The sequence below is a fragment of the Castellaniella defragrans genome (assembly GCF_014203015.1).
Classification (GTDB): Bacteria; Pseudomonadota; Gammaproteobacteria; order Burkholderiales; family Burkholderiaceae_B; genus Castellaniella; species Castellaniella defragrans.
Map to the genome: position 1 here is coordinate 138143 of NZ_JACHIB010000003.1, position 14498 is coordinate 152640.

At 69.1% G+C, this 14498-nt stretch carries 9 protein-coding genes; 7 read left to right on the forward strand and 2 right to left on the reverse strand.

Features of this window, described 5'->3' with window-relative positions; translation table 11 throughout:
• Positions 1-48: 48 nt before the first annotated feature.
• The 5 genes from HNR28_RS03255 (at position 49) to HNR28_RS03275 (ending at position 7856) form a co-directional block, all read left to right on the forward strand.
• Positions 49-459 carry a DUF2946 family protein gene (locus HNR28_RS03255; protein WP_043684353.1) on the forward strand — a complete coding sequence of 137 codons (411 nt, stop codon included), beginning with the start codon at positions 49-51 and terminating at the stop codon, positions 457-459.
• A gap of 175 nt (positions 460-634) precedes the next feature.
• On the forward strand, positions 635-2668 hold the full coding sequence (locus tag HNR28_RS03260) for a TonB-dependent copper receptor (protein WP_151023738.1): 2034 nt from the start codon (positions 635-637) through the stop codon (positions 2666-2668).
• A gap of 249 nt (positions 2669-2917) precedes the next feature.
• Positions 2918-4225: a C4-dicarboxylate transporter DctA gene (locus tag HNR28_RS03265; protein WP_151023739.1), complete on the forward strand. Its 1308-nt coding sequence runs from the start codon at positions 2918-2920 to the stop codon at positions 4223-4225.
• On the forward strand, positions 4225-4887 hold the full coding sequence (locus HNR28_RS03270; protein WP_151023740.1) for a GntR family transcriptional regulator: 663 nt from the start codon (positions 4225-4227) through the stop codon (positions 4885-4887). The genes HNR28_RS03265 and HNR28_RS03270 overlap by 1 nt, the downstream gene beginning before the upstream one ends.
• A gap of 125 nt (positions 4888-5012) precedes the next feature.
• The gene (locus HNR28_RS03275) at positions 5013-7856 is read left to right on the forward strand and encodes a bifunctional diguanylate cyclase/phosphodiesterase (protein WP_151023741.1); all 2844 of its coding nucleotides are present in this window, start codon (positions 5013-5015) and stop codon (positions 7854-7856) included.
• On the opposite strand, the gene ovoA is transcribed toward HNR28_RS03275, so the two are convergent.
• Together ovoA and HNR28_RS03285 are read right to left on the reverse strand one after the other, a co-directional pair.
• Positions 7853-10000, reverse strand: a complete 2148-nt coding sequence (gene ovoA, locus HNR28_RS03280) for a 5-histidylcysteine sulfoxide synthase (RefSeq protein ID WP_151023742.1) — start codon at positions 9998-10000, stop codon at positions 7853-7855. The two genes, HNR28_RS03275 and ovoA, sit on opposite strands and share 4 nt — an antisense overlap.
• Positions 10001-10189: 189 nt before the next feature.
• Positions 10190-10903 (reverse strand): ferredoxin--NADP reductase, encoded by a 714-nt coding sequence (locus HNR28_RS03285; RefSeq protein WP_043684344.1) that lies wholly within the window; start codon positions 10901-10903, stop codon positions 10190-10192.
• Positions 10904-11085: 182 nt separating this feature from the next.
• On the opposite strand from HNR28_RS03285, the gene HNR28_RS03290 reads away from it, so the two are divergent.
• Both HNR28_RS03290 and serA read left to right on the forward strand, forming a co-directional pair.
• Positions 11086-13008 carry a sensor domain-containing diguanylate cyclase gene (locus tag HNR28_RS03290; protein ID WP_170288402.1) on the forward strand — a complete coding sequence of 641 codons (1923 nt, stop codon included), beginning with the start codon at positions 11086-11088 and terminating at the stop codon, positions 13006-13008.
• 101 nt (positions 13009-13109) lie between these two features.
• Entirely contained in the window at positions 13110-14309 is a 1200-nt protein-coding gene (gene serA, locus HNR28_RS03295; RefSeq protein ID WP_043684341.1) for a phosphoglycerate dehydrogenase, read from the forward strand.
• Positions 14310-14498: the final 189 nt, after the last annotated feature.

Genomic DNA, 14498 nt, shown 5'->3' on the forward strand with positions numbered 1-14498 from the left:
TTGACCGGCGTCAACAGGAGCGCGGGGCGCGCCGCATAGAATGCTTGCATGCGACATGCGGGCAAGCGTACACGCGGATGCGCCGTCATCCACTGGCTGCTGATCCTGGGGCTCTGGCTCCAGGTGATCGGGCCGGTATTCGCCGGCGTACCGCCGTCCGATCCCCTGCGCGGCGTGCAGATCGTGGCCTGCACGCCGGCCGGCATGGTGATCATGGACCTGGACTCCGGATCGGACGATCCGGACGGTTCGGGCACGCCGCGCATGCTGCGCACCGGCCATTGCCCGCTGTGCGCCACCCATCCCGCCCCTCCGGCGGCCGCCCTGGCCGGCACCCCCGTGCCGGCCGCGCCCTGGGTCCAGCCCGCGGCTGGGTTCGACGAAGCTCCCTGCGCCGCGCGGATCGCCGGCACCTGGGAATGGCCGCCCGCGCGCTGCCCCCCGTCTCGTTCATGCTGAAACCCTGATTTTTTGCCGCCGGGCCGCCCCAAGGCAAAACGGCCCCCTCGGGGGGCAGCAAGCCGAAGGCGTGGCGTGGTGGGGGCATTCTCTTGTTTCGGGGCCGCCCCGGCCTGCTGCATCGGCCGTGGGCGGCCCTGGATGTCTTTCAGCTTTTTCGCCTATCGAGACTCTGATGAAGAAGGAAACCTTGTGGGTGGCCGGGATCCCGGTCGCCCTGATGACGCTCGGCCTGCCGCGGGCCGCGCTGTCCCAGCCCGTGCGGGCGCTGACTCCCGTGGTCGTCACCGCGCCCGCCGCGGACGAACCCCTGGTGGTGCGGACCGATCCGAAGGCCCCGCGCCAGCCCGTCCCCGCCCATGACGGCGCGGATTTTCTCAAGAGCATCCCCGGCTTCTCCGTGATCCGCAAGGGCGGCACCGACGGCGATCCGGTGCTGCGCGGCTTTTCCGGCTCGCGCCTGGGCATCCTGCTCGACGGCCAGGAAATCTACGGCGGCTGCGGCGGACGCATGGACCCGCCCACGGCCTACGTCTATCCCGAATCCTACGACCGCGTCACCGTCCTCAAAGGGCCGCAGAGCGTGCGCTACGGCGCGGGCCAGTCGGCCGGCGTGGTGCTGTTCGAGCGCGAGGTCAAGCGCATGGAGTCGTTCGGCTGGAAGGCCGATGGCAGCCTGACCCTGGGCAGCTTCGGGCGCAACGACCAGATGGCCGACGTGCTGGTCGGCGGGCCGCAGGCGTACGTGCGCGCCGGGGGCACCCGCGCCCAGGCCGACGACTACGAGGACGGCGACGGCAACCGCGTGCATTCCGAATACCTGCGCTGGAGCAGCCACGCCGCCATCGGGCTGACGCCGGACGACAAGACGCGCATCGAGCTGTCGGCCGCGGTCAGCGACGGCCGCGCCGCCTACGCCGACCGCGGCATGGACGGCTCGAAGTTCAAGCGCGAGAACGTGTCCCTGATGTTCGAGCGCAAGCGCATGGGCGGCCTGGTCAATGAAATCGAGGGGCGGGTCTACTACAACTACGTGGACCACGTGATGGACAACTACACCCTGCGTTCGCCCAGCACGAACAAGATGGGCCAGAAGTCCTACATGGCCAGCAATCCGGACCGCCGCACCACGGGCGGGCGGCTGAGCACCACGCTGCGGCCGGCCGAATCCTGGGAAGTGGTCGTCGGAGCCGACGCCAAGCAGGACGTGCACCGCGCGCGCGGCAGCGGCATGCAGGCCTCGGCCGATGCGGCCGACGCCGCCTTCCTGGCGGCTTCGCGGGTGGAGGACATGCGCTTCGAGCAGCACGGCGTCTTCGGCGAAAGCACCTGGTTCCTCACCGAGGCGGACCGCGTGGTCGGCGGCCTGCGGGTCGACTGGATCGAGGCGCGCGACAAGCGCGCGCCCGCCAAGTCGGCCACCGCGGGGCGCGATAACGACCGCACCCTGACCAGCGGCTTCCTGCGCTACGAACGGGATTATGGCGACCACAGCACCTGGTACGCCGGGCTCGGCCATTCCGAGCGCTTCCCCGATTACTGGGAGCTGATGAAGGGCGGCGCCGACGGCGGCAACAGCGCCTTCCTGTCCACCAAGCCGGAAAAGCTCAACCAGCTGGACGTCGGCACGACCTGGCGCAGCGGCCCCTACACGCTGTCGGCCTCGGCCTTCTACAGCCGCGTGGACGACTACATCCTCATCGACTGGAACCGCAGCCTGACGCGCAACGTCGACGCCACGGTCATGGGCGGCGAGCTGGACGCCGCCTGGCAGTTCCACCCGTCCTGGCAGGGCGTGGCCAGCCTGTCCTACGTGTACGGCAAGAACCGCACCGACGGCACCGCGCTGGCGCAGCAGCCGCCGCTGGAGGCCCGCCTGGGCCTGAACTATGCCCAGGGGCCGTATTCCGCGGGCATCCTCTGGCGCCTGGTGGCCGCGCAGAACCGCTACGACGCGGGCATGGGCGGCATCGCCGGCAAGGACCTCGGCGCCACCGGCGGCTTCGGCGTGCTGTCGCTCAATGCCGGCTGGCGGCCGGCCAAGAGCGTGCTGCTGACCGCCGGCGTGGACAACGTCCTGAACAAGACCTACGCCGAGCACCTGTCGAAGTCGGGGGTGGACATCCCCGGCAGCGTGTCCTTCGTGGACACCAGGCTCAACGAGCCGGGGCGGGTCTTCTGGCTGAAGGCGCAGATCGCGCTGGATTGACCGGGAGAGGCACCATCCCCGCCTGTTGCGCGGGGTACCGGGGATGGTGCCGGTTGCGGCGGCATCGTTCGCCTGGGATGGGGCGTCGTGTGTCGATGATGTCTCGGGGTTTCTCCCGATTCAAAATTTATTTTCCGTCAAGGCTTCTGATGTTATAACTAACATGTCAGATCAAATATATGCAGAAATCTATTCTGACATGGCGACTGCCGGATCGGCAGCGTACCCTCGAGGACAAGGAGCGAGACAATGAAGCGTTTTCACAGGACTTTGTTTGGACAGGTGGTGATCGCCCTGGTGCTGGGGATCATCGTGGGCGTGGCGTGGCCGGAATTCGCAACGTCGCTCAAACCGCTGGGCGACGGCTTCATCAAGCTGATCAAGATGATCATCGCGCCGCTGGTCTTCTGCGTAGTGGTGCACGGCATCTGCGGCACCAGCGACATCCGCAAGGTGGGCCGCGTCGGGGTCAAGGCCCTGGTGTATTTCGAGGTCGTGACGACCTTCGCGCTGGCCCTGGGGATCGCGCTGGCCTACCTGTTCACGCCCGGGCACGGCATGCACGTCGATCCGGGCACGCTGGATGCCAGCGCCCTGTCCGCCTACACGTCGCGCGTGGGCGGCGCCACCGATACGGTCGGCTTCCTGATGCGTATCATTCCGACTACGCTCGTCGATGCGTTCGCCTCGGGCGACATCCTGCAGGTACTGTTGATCTCCATCCTGTTCGGCGTCGCGGTGGCCCTGCTGGGAGAACGCGGCCGTCCCGTGGTCCATCTGGTCGACTGCCTATCGCATGTGTTCTTCAAGATCATCGGTTTCATCGTCAAGCTGGCCCCGCTGGGCGTGCTGGGGGCGATCGCCTTCACGGTCGGGAAATACGGCGTGGGCACGTTGGGATCGCTGGGGCTGCTGGTAGCCCTGTTCTACGTGACCTGCGTGATCTTCGTGCTGGTCGTGCTGGGCATCATCCTGCGTCTGGCGGGTTTCAACATCCTGAAGCTGCTGCGCTACCTGAGGGAGGAACTGCTGGTGGTGCTGGGCACGGCCTCTTCCGACGCAGTCCTGCCGCAAGTCATGCGCAAGCTGGAACTCATGGGGGTACGCGGCTCGACCGTCGGTCTGGTCGTGCCGACCGGCTACTCGTTCAACCTGGACGGCTTCTCGATCTACCTGACGCTGGCCGCCGTCTTCATCGCCCAGGCGACGGACACGCCGCTGGAATTCTCTCACCTGCTGCTGATCCTGGGCGTGTCTCTCCTGACATCCAAGGGGGCCCATGGCGTGCCCGGTTCGGCCATCGTGATCCTGGCGGCCACGCTCAGCGTCATCCCCGACATTCCCGCGATCGGCCTGGTGCTGGTGCTGTCGGTGGACTGGTTCATGGGCATGGCGCGCGCGCTCACCAACATGATCGGCAATTGCGTGGGCACCGTCGTCATCGGCGCCTGGGAAGGCGACGTGGACCGTCAGCGTGCCCACGACGTGCTGGATGGCAGGATCGAGGTGGATCTGCGCGATGCCGAGGACGCGGCTTCAGCCCCAGGACAGGCGTGATGGCGCAGGACATGCTGCTGGCCGACCAGTCCTTCCTGGCCTTCCGGGACCTGCTGTTCCGGGGCGAAGTCCGGGCCGGCCAGCTGGTCTCGATCGCGGAGCTGGTGGAAAAGACCGGCTTTCCGCTGGCGCCCGTGCGCGAAGCCGTGAAGCACGCCGAATCCGCCGGCCTGGTGCGGATCCTGCCCAAACGCGGGGTGCTGGTCATCGAGCCCACGCCCGACACGATCCGGTCCTGTTTCCACCTGCGCTGCATGCTCGACCAGGAAGGCGCCCGGGTCCTGGCCGCCCGGCTGGGCGAGGCGCCGATGCAGGCCCTGCGCGAGGAGCATGCCGCCGTCAGGGACCAGGCGTTCGGCGGCATCACGCCCGAACTCCAGCAATGGGCCATGGCGGTCGACTGGAAACTGCATCTGGCGCTGGCCGGGGCGTTGGGCAACCCGCTGGCGGCGGGTGTCTACGCCAGCAACCATGACCGCATCACCGTGCTGCAGCAGTCGCGCCGGCTGCTGCCCGAGCGCATCATTCCCGCCATGGACGAGCACCTGCGGATCATCGACGCCGTGCTGGCCGGACGCGAGGAAGACGCCATGCGGGCCGTGCGCGCCCATTTGTCGGGCACCCTGCGCTGGTGGGGCATCGGGCTGTACGAAGAAGGCTGACCCCGTCCGGGCGGACCGCCCGCTGTCCGTGCCGCGATCCGGATTGGACCGGGCTGGATTGGACCGGGCTTGCCGATGGGGTGCCGGCCCGTTACATTGGTCTGCACGTTCCACGAGCAGCGTCCATGACCATCCATCCGGCCCATCTGGCGGAATCCCGCCGCGCCTTCGGCGCCGCCAGCGCGCTGCTGGTGATCCTGATCGTGGTCACGACCCTGCGCCTGCCGGCCGCTGCCAGCGACGTCAGCAATTTCCTGCCGCTGCACATGGCGCTGGAGACGCTGTCCATCGTGGTGGCCTCGCTCATCTTCGGGCTCATCTGGAGCTCGCGGCACGAAAAGCTGCCGGCCAACCTCCTGTGGGTGGCCAGCGCCTTCCTGGCGGTGGCGCTGCTGGATTTCCTGCACGTGCTCACCCTGCCGGGCATGCCGGACTTCATCGTGCCCGGCTCCACCGCGCGCAGCACCGGCTTCTGGCTCGCGGCCCGGCTGGTCGGCGCCCTGGGCCTGCTGGCCGCGGTCTGGCTGCCCTGGCGGACGCGTCCGGCCCGCATGCCCCTGAGCGGCTGGCAGCTGATCGGTCTGCTGCTGGTTTTCGGCGTGACGGTCCTGCTGTTCCGCGCCCCGGCGTGGCTGCCGGCCACCTACATTCCCGGCTGGGGCCCCACCGGCTTCACGGTGGGCGCCGAATACACGATCGTCGCGCTCAACCTGCTGGCCGCCGCCCGGCTGCTGTGGCTCATGCGCGGCCCCCGCCGCTTCAACGCCGGCGCGCTGTTCGCGGCCGCCTGCATCATGGCCCAGAGCGAATTCTTCCTGACGCGCTACATGGGCGTCATGGACGTCTACAACCTGTTCGGGCATCTCTACAAGGTGCTGGCCTATCTCTACCTGTACCGCGCCGTCTTTGTGGAAACCGTCCAGCATCCCTACGCCCTGCTGGAAGAATCCCGGCGGCGCCTGCAGGCCACCCTGGAGGCCCTGCCCGACCTGGTGGTCGAGATGGACGCGCGGGGCCGCTACCTCGCCGTGCATGCCGCCCAGGCCCTGGAAATGTCGCGGCGCGGATCCAGCCTGAAAGGCCGGCTGGTCGAGGACATCCTGCCGCCGCAGGCCGCCGGCACGGTGCTCGCGGCGCTGGCGGAGGCGGGCCGGCAGGGCGTGTCGCGCGGCCGCACCGTCAGCCTGCGGCTCGGCCGGGACCTCCGCTGGTTCGAGCTGTCCGTGGCGCGCAAGCCGGCCCGGCCGGGCGGCATCGACCGCTACGTCGTGATCGCGCGGGACGTCACGCAGCGGCACGAGAACGAACAGATGCTGCGCAAGTTTTCCCTGGCGGTGGCGCAGAGCCCGGTGTCCATCATGATCCTGGACACCGACTACCGCATCGAGTACGTCAACGAGGCCTACAGCCGCCTGAGCGGCTATACCGGCCAGGAACTGCTGGGGCGCAGCCCCACCGAACTCTGGTCGCCGCGGATGGCGGAGTCGGTCCAGCCCGCCATCCGGGCCCGGATCGCCCGGGGCGAGCCCTGGAAGGGCGAACTGGTCAGCCTCGACAAGGCCGGCCGGGAATTCACGGAATCCGTGCTCATCTACCCGGTGCGCAACGCCGACGGGAAGGTCACCAACTACCTGTCGCTCAAGGAAAACATCACCGAAAAGAAGCAGGCCGCCGCCCGCATCCAGCAGCTGTCGCACTACGACCAGCTCACCGGCCTGCCCAATCGCATGCTGCTGCACGAGCATTTCCAGTACGCCAGCCAGCAGTTCCGCGCGCTGGCCGTCCTGTGGATCGACCTGGACCGCTTCAAGGACATCAACGATTCGCTGGGCCACCGGGCGGGCGACGCGCTGCTGCAGGAAATGGCCCACCGGCTGCGCACGGCCCTGCGGGCGCAGGACATCCTCTCGCGCCTGTCGGGCGACGATTTCCTGGCCATCCTGCCCGGCGCCGGCCAGCAGGAAGCCGCCCGGGGCGCGCAGGCGCTGCTGGACGCCGTGGCGCTGCCGCTGCGGCTGGACGGCCAGGAAACCTTCGTGACGGCCTCCGTCGGCATCGCGCTGTATCCCTCCGATGCCGATCAGCTCGACATCCTGCTCAAGCACGCCGAGACCGCCATGTACCGGGTCAAGTCCGACGGGCGCAACGGCAGTTGCTTCTTCACGCCCGAGATGCAGGCCCGCTCCGCACGCCTGATCGCGCTGGGCCATGCCCTGAAGCAGGCGCAGCAGCGGGGCGAACTGCGGCTGGTCTACCAGCCGCAGCTGCGCCTGTCCGAACACCGCATCTTCGGCGCGGAAGCTCTGCTGCGCTGGGATTCCCCCCAATGGGGGGCGGTCAGCCCGGCCGAGTTCATCCCGATCGCCGAGTCGTCCGGCCTGATCCTGTCCATCGGGGACTGGGTGCTGCGCACCGCCTTGCGGCAGGTCCGGCACTGGCTGGACCGCGGCCTGCCGGATCTGGTCGTGGCGGTGAACCTCTCGGCGGTGCAGTTCGACCAGCCCGACCTGCCCGACCGGATCAGCCGGATGCTGGACGAGGCGGGCGTGCCGCCGCATTGCCTGGAGCTGGAACTGACCGAGGCGGCCGCCATGAAGACCCCGGAGACCGCCGCACAGAAGATCCAGGACCTCCACCAGCGCGGCATCCGCCTGGCGATCGACGACTTCGGCACGGGCTATTCCTCGCTCAGCTACCTCAAGCGCTTCAAGATCCACAAGCTCAAGATCGACCAGAGCTTCGTGCGCGACATTGATTCCGACGTGGACGACCAGGCGATCGCCTCGGCCATCATCCAGATGGCCCGCAGCCTGAGCATGAGCACCATCGCCGAAGGCGTGGAGACGGCCGAGCAGCTGGCCTTCCTGCGGGCCAGCGGCTGCGACGACATCCAGGGCTACCATTTCAGCCGGCCGCTGGAGCCCGACGCCTTCGAGCACTTCGTCCTGCGCGGCGTGGGGGAGTCCTAACGCCGTTCCCAGATCGTCAGTTCCGACAGCGTGTGCTGGAACTTGCGCCGCGTCTCGCGGATGACGAAGGGCACGTCCTCGGGGGCGCCCAGCAGCTGGAAATGCGGCGCCAGGTGGTCCTTCAGGCCGTCCAGCGTGGTGTAGTTCTCCGCGTCCTTCTTGAAGCCGCCCAGCCAGGCGGCGCGCGGCGTGTGTTCCTCCAGCCAGGTGTAGGGCGAGGCGATCAGCAGCAGGCCGCCCGGCACGATGCGCTCGTGGATCTGGTCCAGGAACCGCGCCGGATCGTACAGGCGGTCGATCAGGTTGGCCGCCAGGACCAGGTCGTAGTCCGTGAACTGCGGCTTCAGGTTGCAGGCGTCGCCCTGGAAGAACTCCACCCGCTCGACGGCCTCGCCCAGGCCCAGCTCGGCCAGCGTGCGGGTCTTGTAGGACACCAGCTCGCCCTCGTCGGCCAGGGTGTAGCGCAGCTGGCCCGACTGGATCAGCTGCACGCCCTGGTTGATGAAGCGGGCCGAGAAGTCCACCCCGGTGACCCGCTCGAAGGCGCGGGCCAGCTCGAAGGTGGCCCGCCCGGAGGCGCAGCCCAGGTCCAGCGCGCGGCGGCGCGGGCGTTCGCCCATGGCCTCGATGGCCCGCCGCGCCAGGGCCTGCGGGAAGCTGGGCACGCCGAAATACGAGTCGCCGTAGTGGAATTCGGCGTATTCGGACATCAGCTTGTCGGTTTCGTAGTAGGCGGCCGGGGCCTCGGCGGGCGCGTGGGACACCACGTAGCGGAAGCCCGCGTGCTGGAAGAAATGCCGCCGGAAAGCGTAGCGCGAGGCGCGCACGGCCTCGTTGCCGCAGGAGATCCAGGAACCGCCCTTGATGAGGTTGTGGCGCCCGTCGAAGGTCGGCGTCGTGAAATCGTCGTAGATCGGGTGGACGTCGAAGCCGTCGAACGGGTAGGTGGGGGTCTCGGTCCATTGCCAGACGTTGCCCACCACGTCGTACCAGTCGCCTTGGCGCCAGGTATCCACCGGGCAGGACGAAGCGCCGTGGTCCAGGTGCAGGTTGGCGGCGCAGGGCTGGTCGTCGGGGTCGCGCAGGCCGGCGGCGTCGTACAGCCGGTACCATTCGTCCTCGGTGGGCAGGCGCACCGGCTGGCCGGTCTCGGCCGCCATCCAGTTGCAGAAGGCCTTGGCCTCCAGGTAGTTGACCTCGACTGGCCAGGACCAGGGCATGGGGATTTCCTCGGTCATCAGGCGCAGGAACCAGCCCTGCGTCTTCTTGACCCAGAAGGTCGGGTGCTCCGCCTGGCTGTAGTCCAGCCACTGGCGGCCTTCCTCGGTCCAGTCGCGGTGGCTGCGGTAGCCGCCCGCCTCGACGAAGGCCAGATATTCGCGGTTGCTGACCAGGTAGCGCCCGGCCTCGAAGGACTCGACCTGGGCGACGTGGCTGCCGTATTCGTTGTCCCAGCCGTATTGCGGGTCGTCGAAGGCCTTGCCCACGCGCACCGTGCCGGCGGACACGCGCACCAGCTCGTTGGCGGGCGGCTCGCCGCCGGCGTCGGGCAGGGGCGCCCATCCGGGTGCGGAGCGCACGTATTTCAGCGCGTGCTGGCGGATCAGGACCGAGGACGTCTCCAGGTGGATGCGCTCGTGCTCGACGCCCATGACGATGGCCCACCAGGGGTTCTGCCAGCCGATGGGGGACTGCAGCGGGGCGTGGTCGATCAGGTCCAGGACCAGCGCGCGCACGCGGCCGCGGTAGGCGCGGACCTCGGCCACGGAGGGCCAGTCGTAGTGGGCGTCGTTCAGGTCGTCCCAGCTCATTTCGTCCACGCCGACGGCGAAGACCGACTCCAGCCGGTGGTCCAGGCGCCGGTCGATCAGGCGCGTGAGCATCAGCTTGTTGACGAAGAAGGTCGCGGTATGGCCGAAATAGAAGATCAGCGGATGGCGCAGGGGAATCGGTTTGACGAAATAGGCTTCGTCGCCGGCCAGGCACTGGAACAGGGACTCGTAGCGGTCGAAGGTGTCCAGGAAATAGCGCCGGATGGCGGCGCGCAGGCGGCCCGTGTCCGGCTCGGACAGGTCGGGCGTGCGCATGAAGGGCGCGGCGGAGGCGTCTACGGCGGGGGGCAGGGGCGCGGCGGTGGAGGGCATATCGGATTCCTGGCGGATGCGGTCTTGCGGCATGCGAAGTGAACTATTTAGACTACCACGGTCCCGCGGCGCGGGGCGCGGGGCGCGGGGCGCGGGGCGCAGCCTCGATCGGGGGCTTTGGCCCGCCCCTCGATCTGAGCATCGATCCGGGCATCGATCGGGACCTTGGCCGCGGCCCCGGCCGCGGCCTCAGTAGCCATGGAAGCCCTCGTCCAGGACGGCGTCGTCGGGCACGCCGGCGGCGGCCAGCAGCGCGCGGATGGTCTCCACCATGGCAGGCGTGCCGGTCACGTAGCACAGCGGCGCGTCCAGCCCCTGGAGGGCTTGCCGCAGCAGGGCGGCGTCGATCCGGCCGCGCAGCCCGTCCCAGCCGCCGTCCTCCGGGCCCGTCAGGGTGGCCAGCAGGCGCAGGCGCGGGTTGCGCCGCGCGAGTTCGCGCAGTTCGTCCAGGAAGGCGGCCTGCTCCCGGGTGCGGTTGGAATAGAGCAGCAGGAACGGCCGGTCCGAGCCCCGGTGCGCGGCGTCGCGCAGCATGCTGATGCAGGGCGTGATGCCGATGCCGCCGGCGATCAGGACCAGGGGGCGGTCCGTCGCGGCCGGCGGGGTGAGCTTGCCGTAGGGGCCGCTGAAGCGCAGCTCGGCGCCGGGCTGCAGCCGCGCCAGGGCCTGCTTGAAGGGAGTGGCGCGGACGCGGGTGGCGATGCACAGTTCGTTCTCGTGCGGGGCGCTGACCAGCGAGAAAGTGTGCCGCAGCACCGGGGCGTCCGGCGCGTCGGACGGCAGCGTCAGTGAAACGGTCTGCCCCGGCTGGAACCGGAAGTCTTCGGGCTTGCGGAAATGGACCGCGACGGTGTCGCGCGCGATGTCGTCGATGCGCAGCAATGCGCTGGGCCAGATGGCCATGGCGTTCTCCTGTGAACCGCCCCCCGCCGGCGGGTTTTGATCCATAATCTTCTCGGGAGGCCCTGCGGGGGCCGGGCACTCCTTGGATGCGGAAAAACGATCATACGTTTCACGTCTGTGTCATAGGGGAGGCTGATCTGTCGGACTGCGACGGGACCGCTGGATCGCTGCACGGCACGACGATGCCGGCGGGGGCGCATGCCCGGTGGTGGGCGCGCGCGGCCGCGGCGATCAGCCTGGCGCTGTGCCTGCTCGGCGCGGCGCGGGCCCTGGCGGCCGTACCCGAGGCGGCCTGTCCGGCGCTCGGGCTGTCCTTCGCCCGGGCGGACATCCCCTCCCTGCCGCGGCTGTGCTTCCTGCGCGACGCGGCCCACGCCCTCGGTCCGGAGGACATCCTCGGCGGCCGCGCGCCGATGGAGCGGCGCGACGCCGATCAGCTCGTCTTCCGGCAGAACCAGTCCGTCTACTGGGTCTACGCGCCCCTGCGCAACCTGGAACCCGCCGCCCGCACCTGGTTTCTCCAGCTGGACTACCCGCTGCTCGACGAAGTCGACGTCTGGGTCTACGACCTCGGGACGGACCCGGCAACGGACTTGGCGCCGGACCCGGCGGAGGACTCGGCGGAGGACCCGGCGCCCGGGGCGGCCCCGCGGCTGCTGCGCACGGCGCGCATGGGCGACGCCCGGCCCTTCGATGCGCGGCCGGTGCGCCATCGCCTGTTCCTGATGCCCCTGGATTTCGGGCCGGGGCAGCGGCTCGCGGTCGTGCTGCGGGTGCGCAGCAGCGGCGCGATCAACATCCCCCTGTCGCTGCATTCGGGCGCCTCGGCCATCGGCTGGGCCCAGGACCACGGCCTGAGCCAGGGCATGTTCCTGGGCGCGCTGGCCATGCTGGCCCTGTTCAACGCCGCCCTCTACCTGCGCCTGCGGATCCGCCAGTCCCTCTACAACACCGCCTACATCCTCTGCGCCGGGCTGTTCCTCACGTCCATGTCCGGCCTGTCCTTCCAGTATCTGTGGCCGGACTGGCCCTGGCTGGCGAACCGCTCGGTGCCCCTGACCGAGACCCTGGCCATCCTCAGCCTGCTCTGGTTCACGCGCCATTTCCTGGCGATCGACGCCGGCCGCTGGCCGCGCCAGGCCCGGCTCATGCGGCTGCTGGCCTGGATCGGCGCGGGCCTGCTCGCGGCCAGCCTGCTCGTGCCCTATTCGCTCATCATCAAGATCGACACGGTCTACGCCCTGGCCTGCATGGTGGCGATGTTCGGCCTGGGCCTGCGCCACCTGCGCCAGGGCGAGCGCGCCGCGCGCTGGTACGTGCTGTCCTGGCTGGTGTTCTTCGCCGGCTACCTGGCCTACGGGCTGGCGGCCTTCGGCTACATCCCCGGCTTCATGGCCCAGGAGCGCTGGATGCAGGTCGCCCTGGGCAGCCAGATGTTCCTGCTGACCTACGCCGAGGTCATGCAGCTGCACGACCTGATGCGCCGGGCGCTGGAGATCGAGGCCAGCGCCCGCAGCTCGCTGCAGTACGAGGTCCAGTCGCGCACGGCCGACCTGCGCGCCACCATGGGGGCGCTGGAGCAGGCCAACCGGCAGCTGCGCGAACTGACCCTGCACGATCCGCTGACGGGGCTGCTCAACCGTCGCGGCCTGGACGAGGCGCTGGCGCGCTTCGCCGCGAACGAAGGCGCGGCCCCGCGCGGTACGCTGGTCATTTTCGATCTGGACCACTTCAAGCGGGTCAACGACGTCCACGGCCACGAGGCCGGCGACGCCGCGCTGCGCTGGGTGGCCGAAGTGCTGCTCAATCTGCTGCGGCGCCGTTCCGACGTGCTGGCGCGCTTCGGCGGCGAGGAATTCGTGGCGCTGCTGCCGGCCACCTCGCTGGAGGACGCGATCATCCTGGCCGCCGGCGTGCTGGAGCACGTGCGCCGCAATGCCGTCGAGCTCGATGACGGCTCCACGATCGCGCTGACCCTGAGCGCCGGCGCCGCCCACTGGCGGGAAGGCGAAACGCCGCAGTCGCTGTTCCGCCGCGCCGACGAAAACCTCTACCGCGCCAAGGCCGCCGGCCGGGACCGCCTGGTCGCGGACGGCGAATCCTGAGCCCGTTCTTCTTTGACCCTGTTTTCATCAGGGATGACCCTGACGAGAAACTTGAAATATCGCACAATGAATGTTTTTCTCAATCGCCGGAAAGGGTCCAGATGTCACGCATAGTCCTGTTTGAAAACATACACGCCAGCGCCCGGGAAGTCTTCGTCGCGGCGGGGTTCGATGATGTCGTCACGCACGCGGGAGCGCTCTCGGGCGACGCCCTGCGCGAGGCCCTCCAGGGCGCGCACGCGGTCGGCATCCGTTCCCGGACCCATCTCGACCAGGCCGTGCTGGCCGACCTGCCGGACCTGCGGGTCATCGGCTGCTTCTGCATCGGCACCAACCAGGTGGACCTGGAAACCGCCGCGCTGCGCGGGATCCCGGTGTTCAATGCGCCGTTCTCCAATACCCGCTCCGTGGCCGAGCTGGTGCTGGGCGAGGCCATCCTGCTGCTGCGCCGCATCCCCGAAAAGAACGCCCGCGTGCATGAGGGCTTCTGGGACAAGACCGCCGACGGCGCCTACGAGGCGCGCGGCAAGACGCTGGGCATCGTCGGCTACGGCAACATCGGCTCCCAGGTCGGCATCCTGGCCGAATCCTTCGGCATGCGCGTGATCTACCACGACATCGAGGCCAAACTGCCCCTGGGCAACGCCCACGCCACGTCCTCGCTGAAGAAATTCCTCGGCCAGGCCGACGTGGTCACCCTGCACGTGCCCGGCGGCAAGGACACCGCCAACCTGATGGACGCCGAGGCCATCGCCGCCATGCGCCCGGGCAGCATCCTGATCAACGCCTCGCGCGGCACGGTGGTGGACATCCCCGCGCTGCAGCGCGCGCTGAAATCCGGCCACCTGTCGGGCGCCGCCATCGACGTGTTCCCCACCGAGCCCAAGAGCCGCGACGAGGCGCTGGACAGCCCGCTGCGCGGCATGCACAACGTGATCCTCACGCCGCACATCGGCGGCAGCACCCAGGAATCCCAGGAAAACATCGGCCGCGAAGTCGCGGAAAAGCTCAAGCGCTTCATCAGCAGCGGCACGACCAAGGGCGCGGTCAATTTCCCGGAGATCTCCTACCACGAGCAGGCGGGCGCGGCGCGCATCATCCACATCCACCAGAACGTGCCGGGCGCCATGGGCGCGCTCAGCAACCTGATGGGCGAATACGGCCTGAACATCGTCAGCCAGCAGCTCCAGACGCGCGGCAAGATCGGCTACGCCATCACCGACGTCGACGGCGAGGCCACCGACCAGGTCATCGAGGGCCTGCGGCGCCACCCCATCACCATCCGCTGCGACCGGGTCTGAGCGCTCCCTTGGGGGATGAGGCTGGACGCAGGGCAGTCCCTGCGGACTGGCCTGCGCCTGACGAATCCGAGCGGCATGCAGGCCGCGAGGTGGACAGCAAGCAGTGGACAGCAAGCAGGCATAAGCCTGCGCGGCGCGGGGGCTTTCACCTCATCGGGCCATGCCACTATACTGGGGCTGCATTCCCAG

Bases quoted from the DNA above. Each gene is read 5' to 3' on its own strand.
- HNR28_RS03255 (WP_043684353.1), top strand. From the start codon at position 49: ATGCGACATGCGGGCAAGCGTACACGCGGATGCGCCGTCATCCACTGG.
- HNR28_RS03260 (WP_151023738.1), top strand. From the start codon at position 635: ATGAAGAAGGAAACCTTGTGGGTGGCCGGGATCCCGGTCGCCCTGATG.
- HNR28_RS03265 (WP_151023739.1), top strand. From the start codon at position 2,918: ATGAAGCGTTTTCACAGGACTTTGTTTGGACAGGTGGTGATCGCCCTG.
- HNR28_RS03270 (WP_151023740.1), top strand. From the start codon at position 4,225: ATGGCGCAGGACATGCTGCTGGCCGACCAGTCCTTCCTGGCCTTCCGG.
- HNR28_RS03275 (WP_151023741.1), top strand. From the start codon at position 5,013: ATGACCATCCATCCGGCCCATCTGGCGGAATCCCGCCGCGCCTTCGGC.
- ovoA (WP_151023742.1), bottom strand. From the start codon at position 10,000: ATGCCCTCCACCGCCGCGCCCCTGCCCCCCGCCGTAGACGCCTCCGCC.
- HNR28_RS03285 (WP_043684344.1), bottom strand. From the start codon at position 10,903: ATGGCCATCTGGCCCAGCGCATTGCTGCGCATCGACGACATCGCGCGC.
- HNR28_RS03290 (WP_170288402.1), top strand. From the start codon at position 11,086: ATGCCGGCGGGGGCGCATGCCCGGTGGTGGGCGCGCGCGGCCGCGGCG.
- serA (WP_043684341.1), top strand. From the start codon at position 13,110: ATGTCACGCATAGTCCTGTTTGAAAACATACACGCCAGCGCCCGGGAA.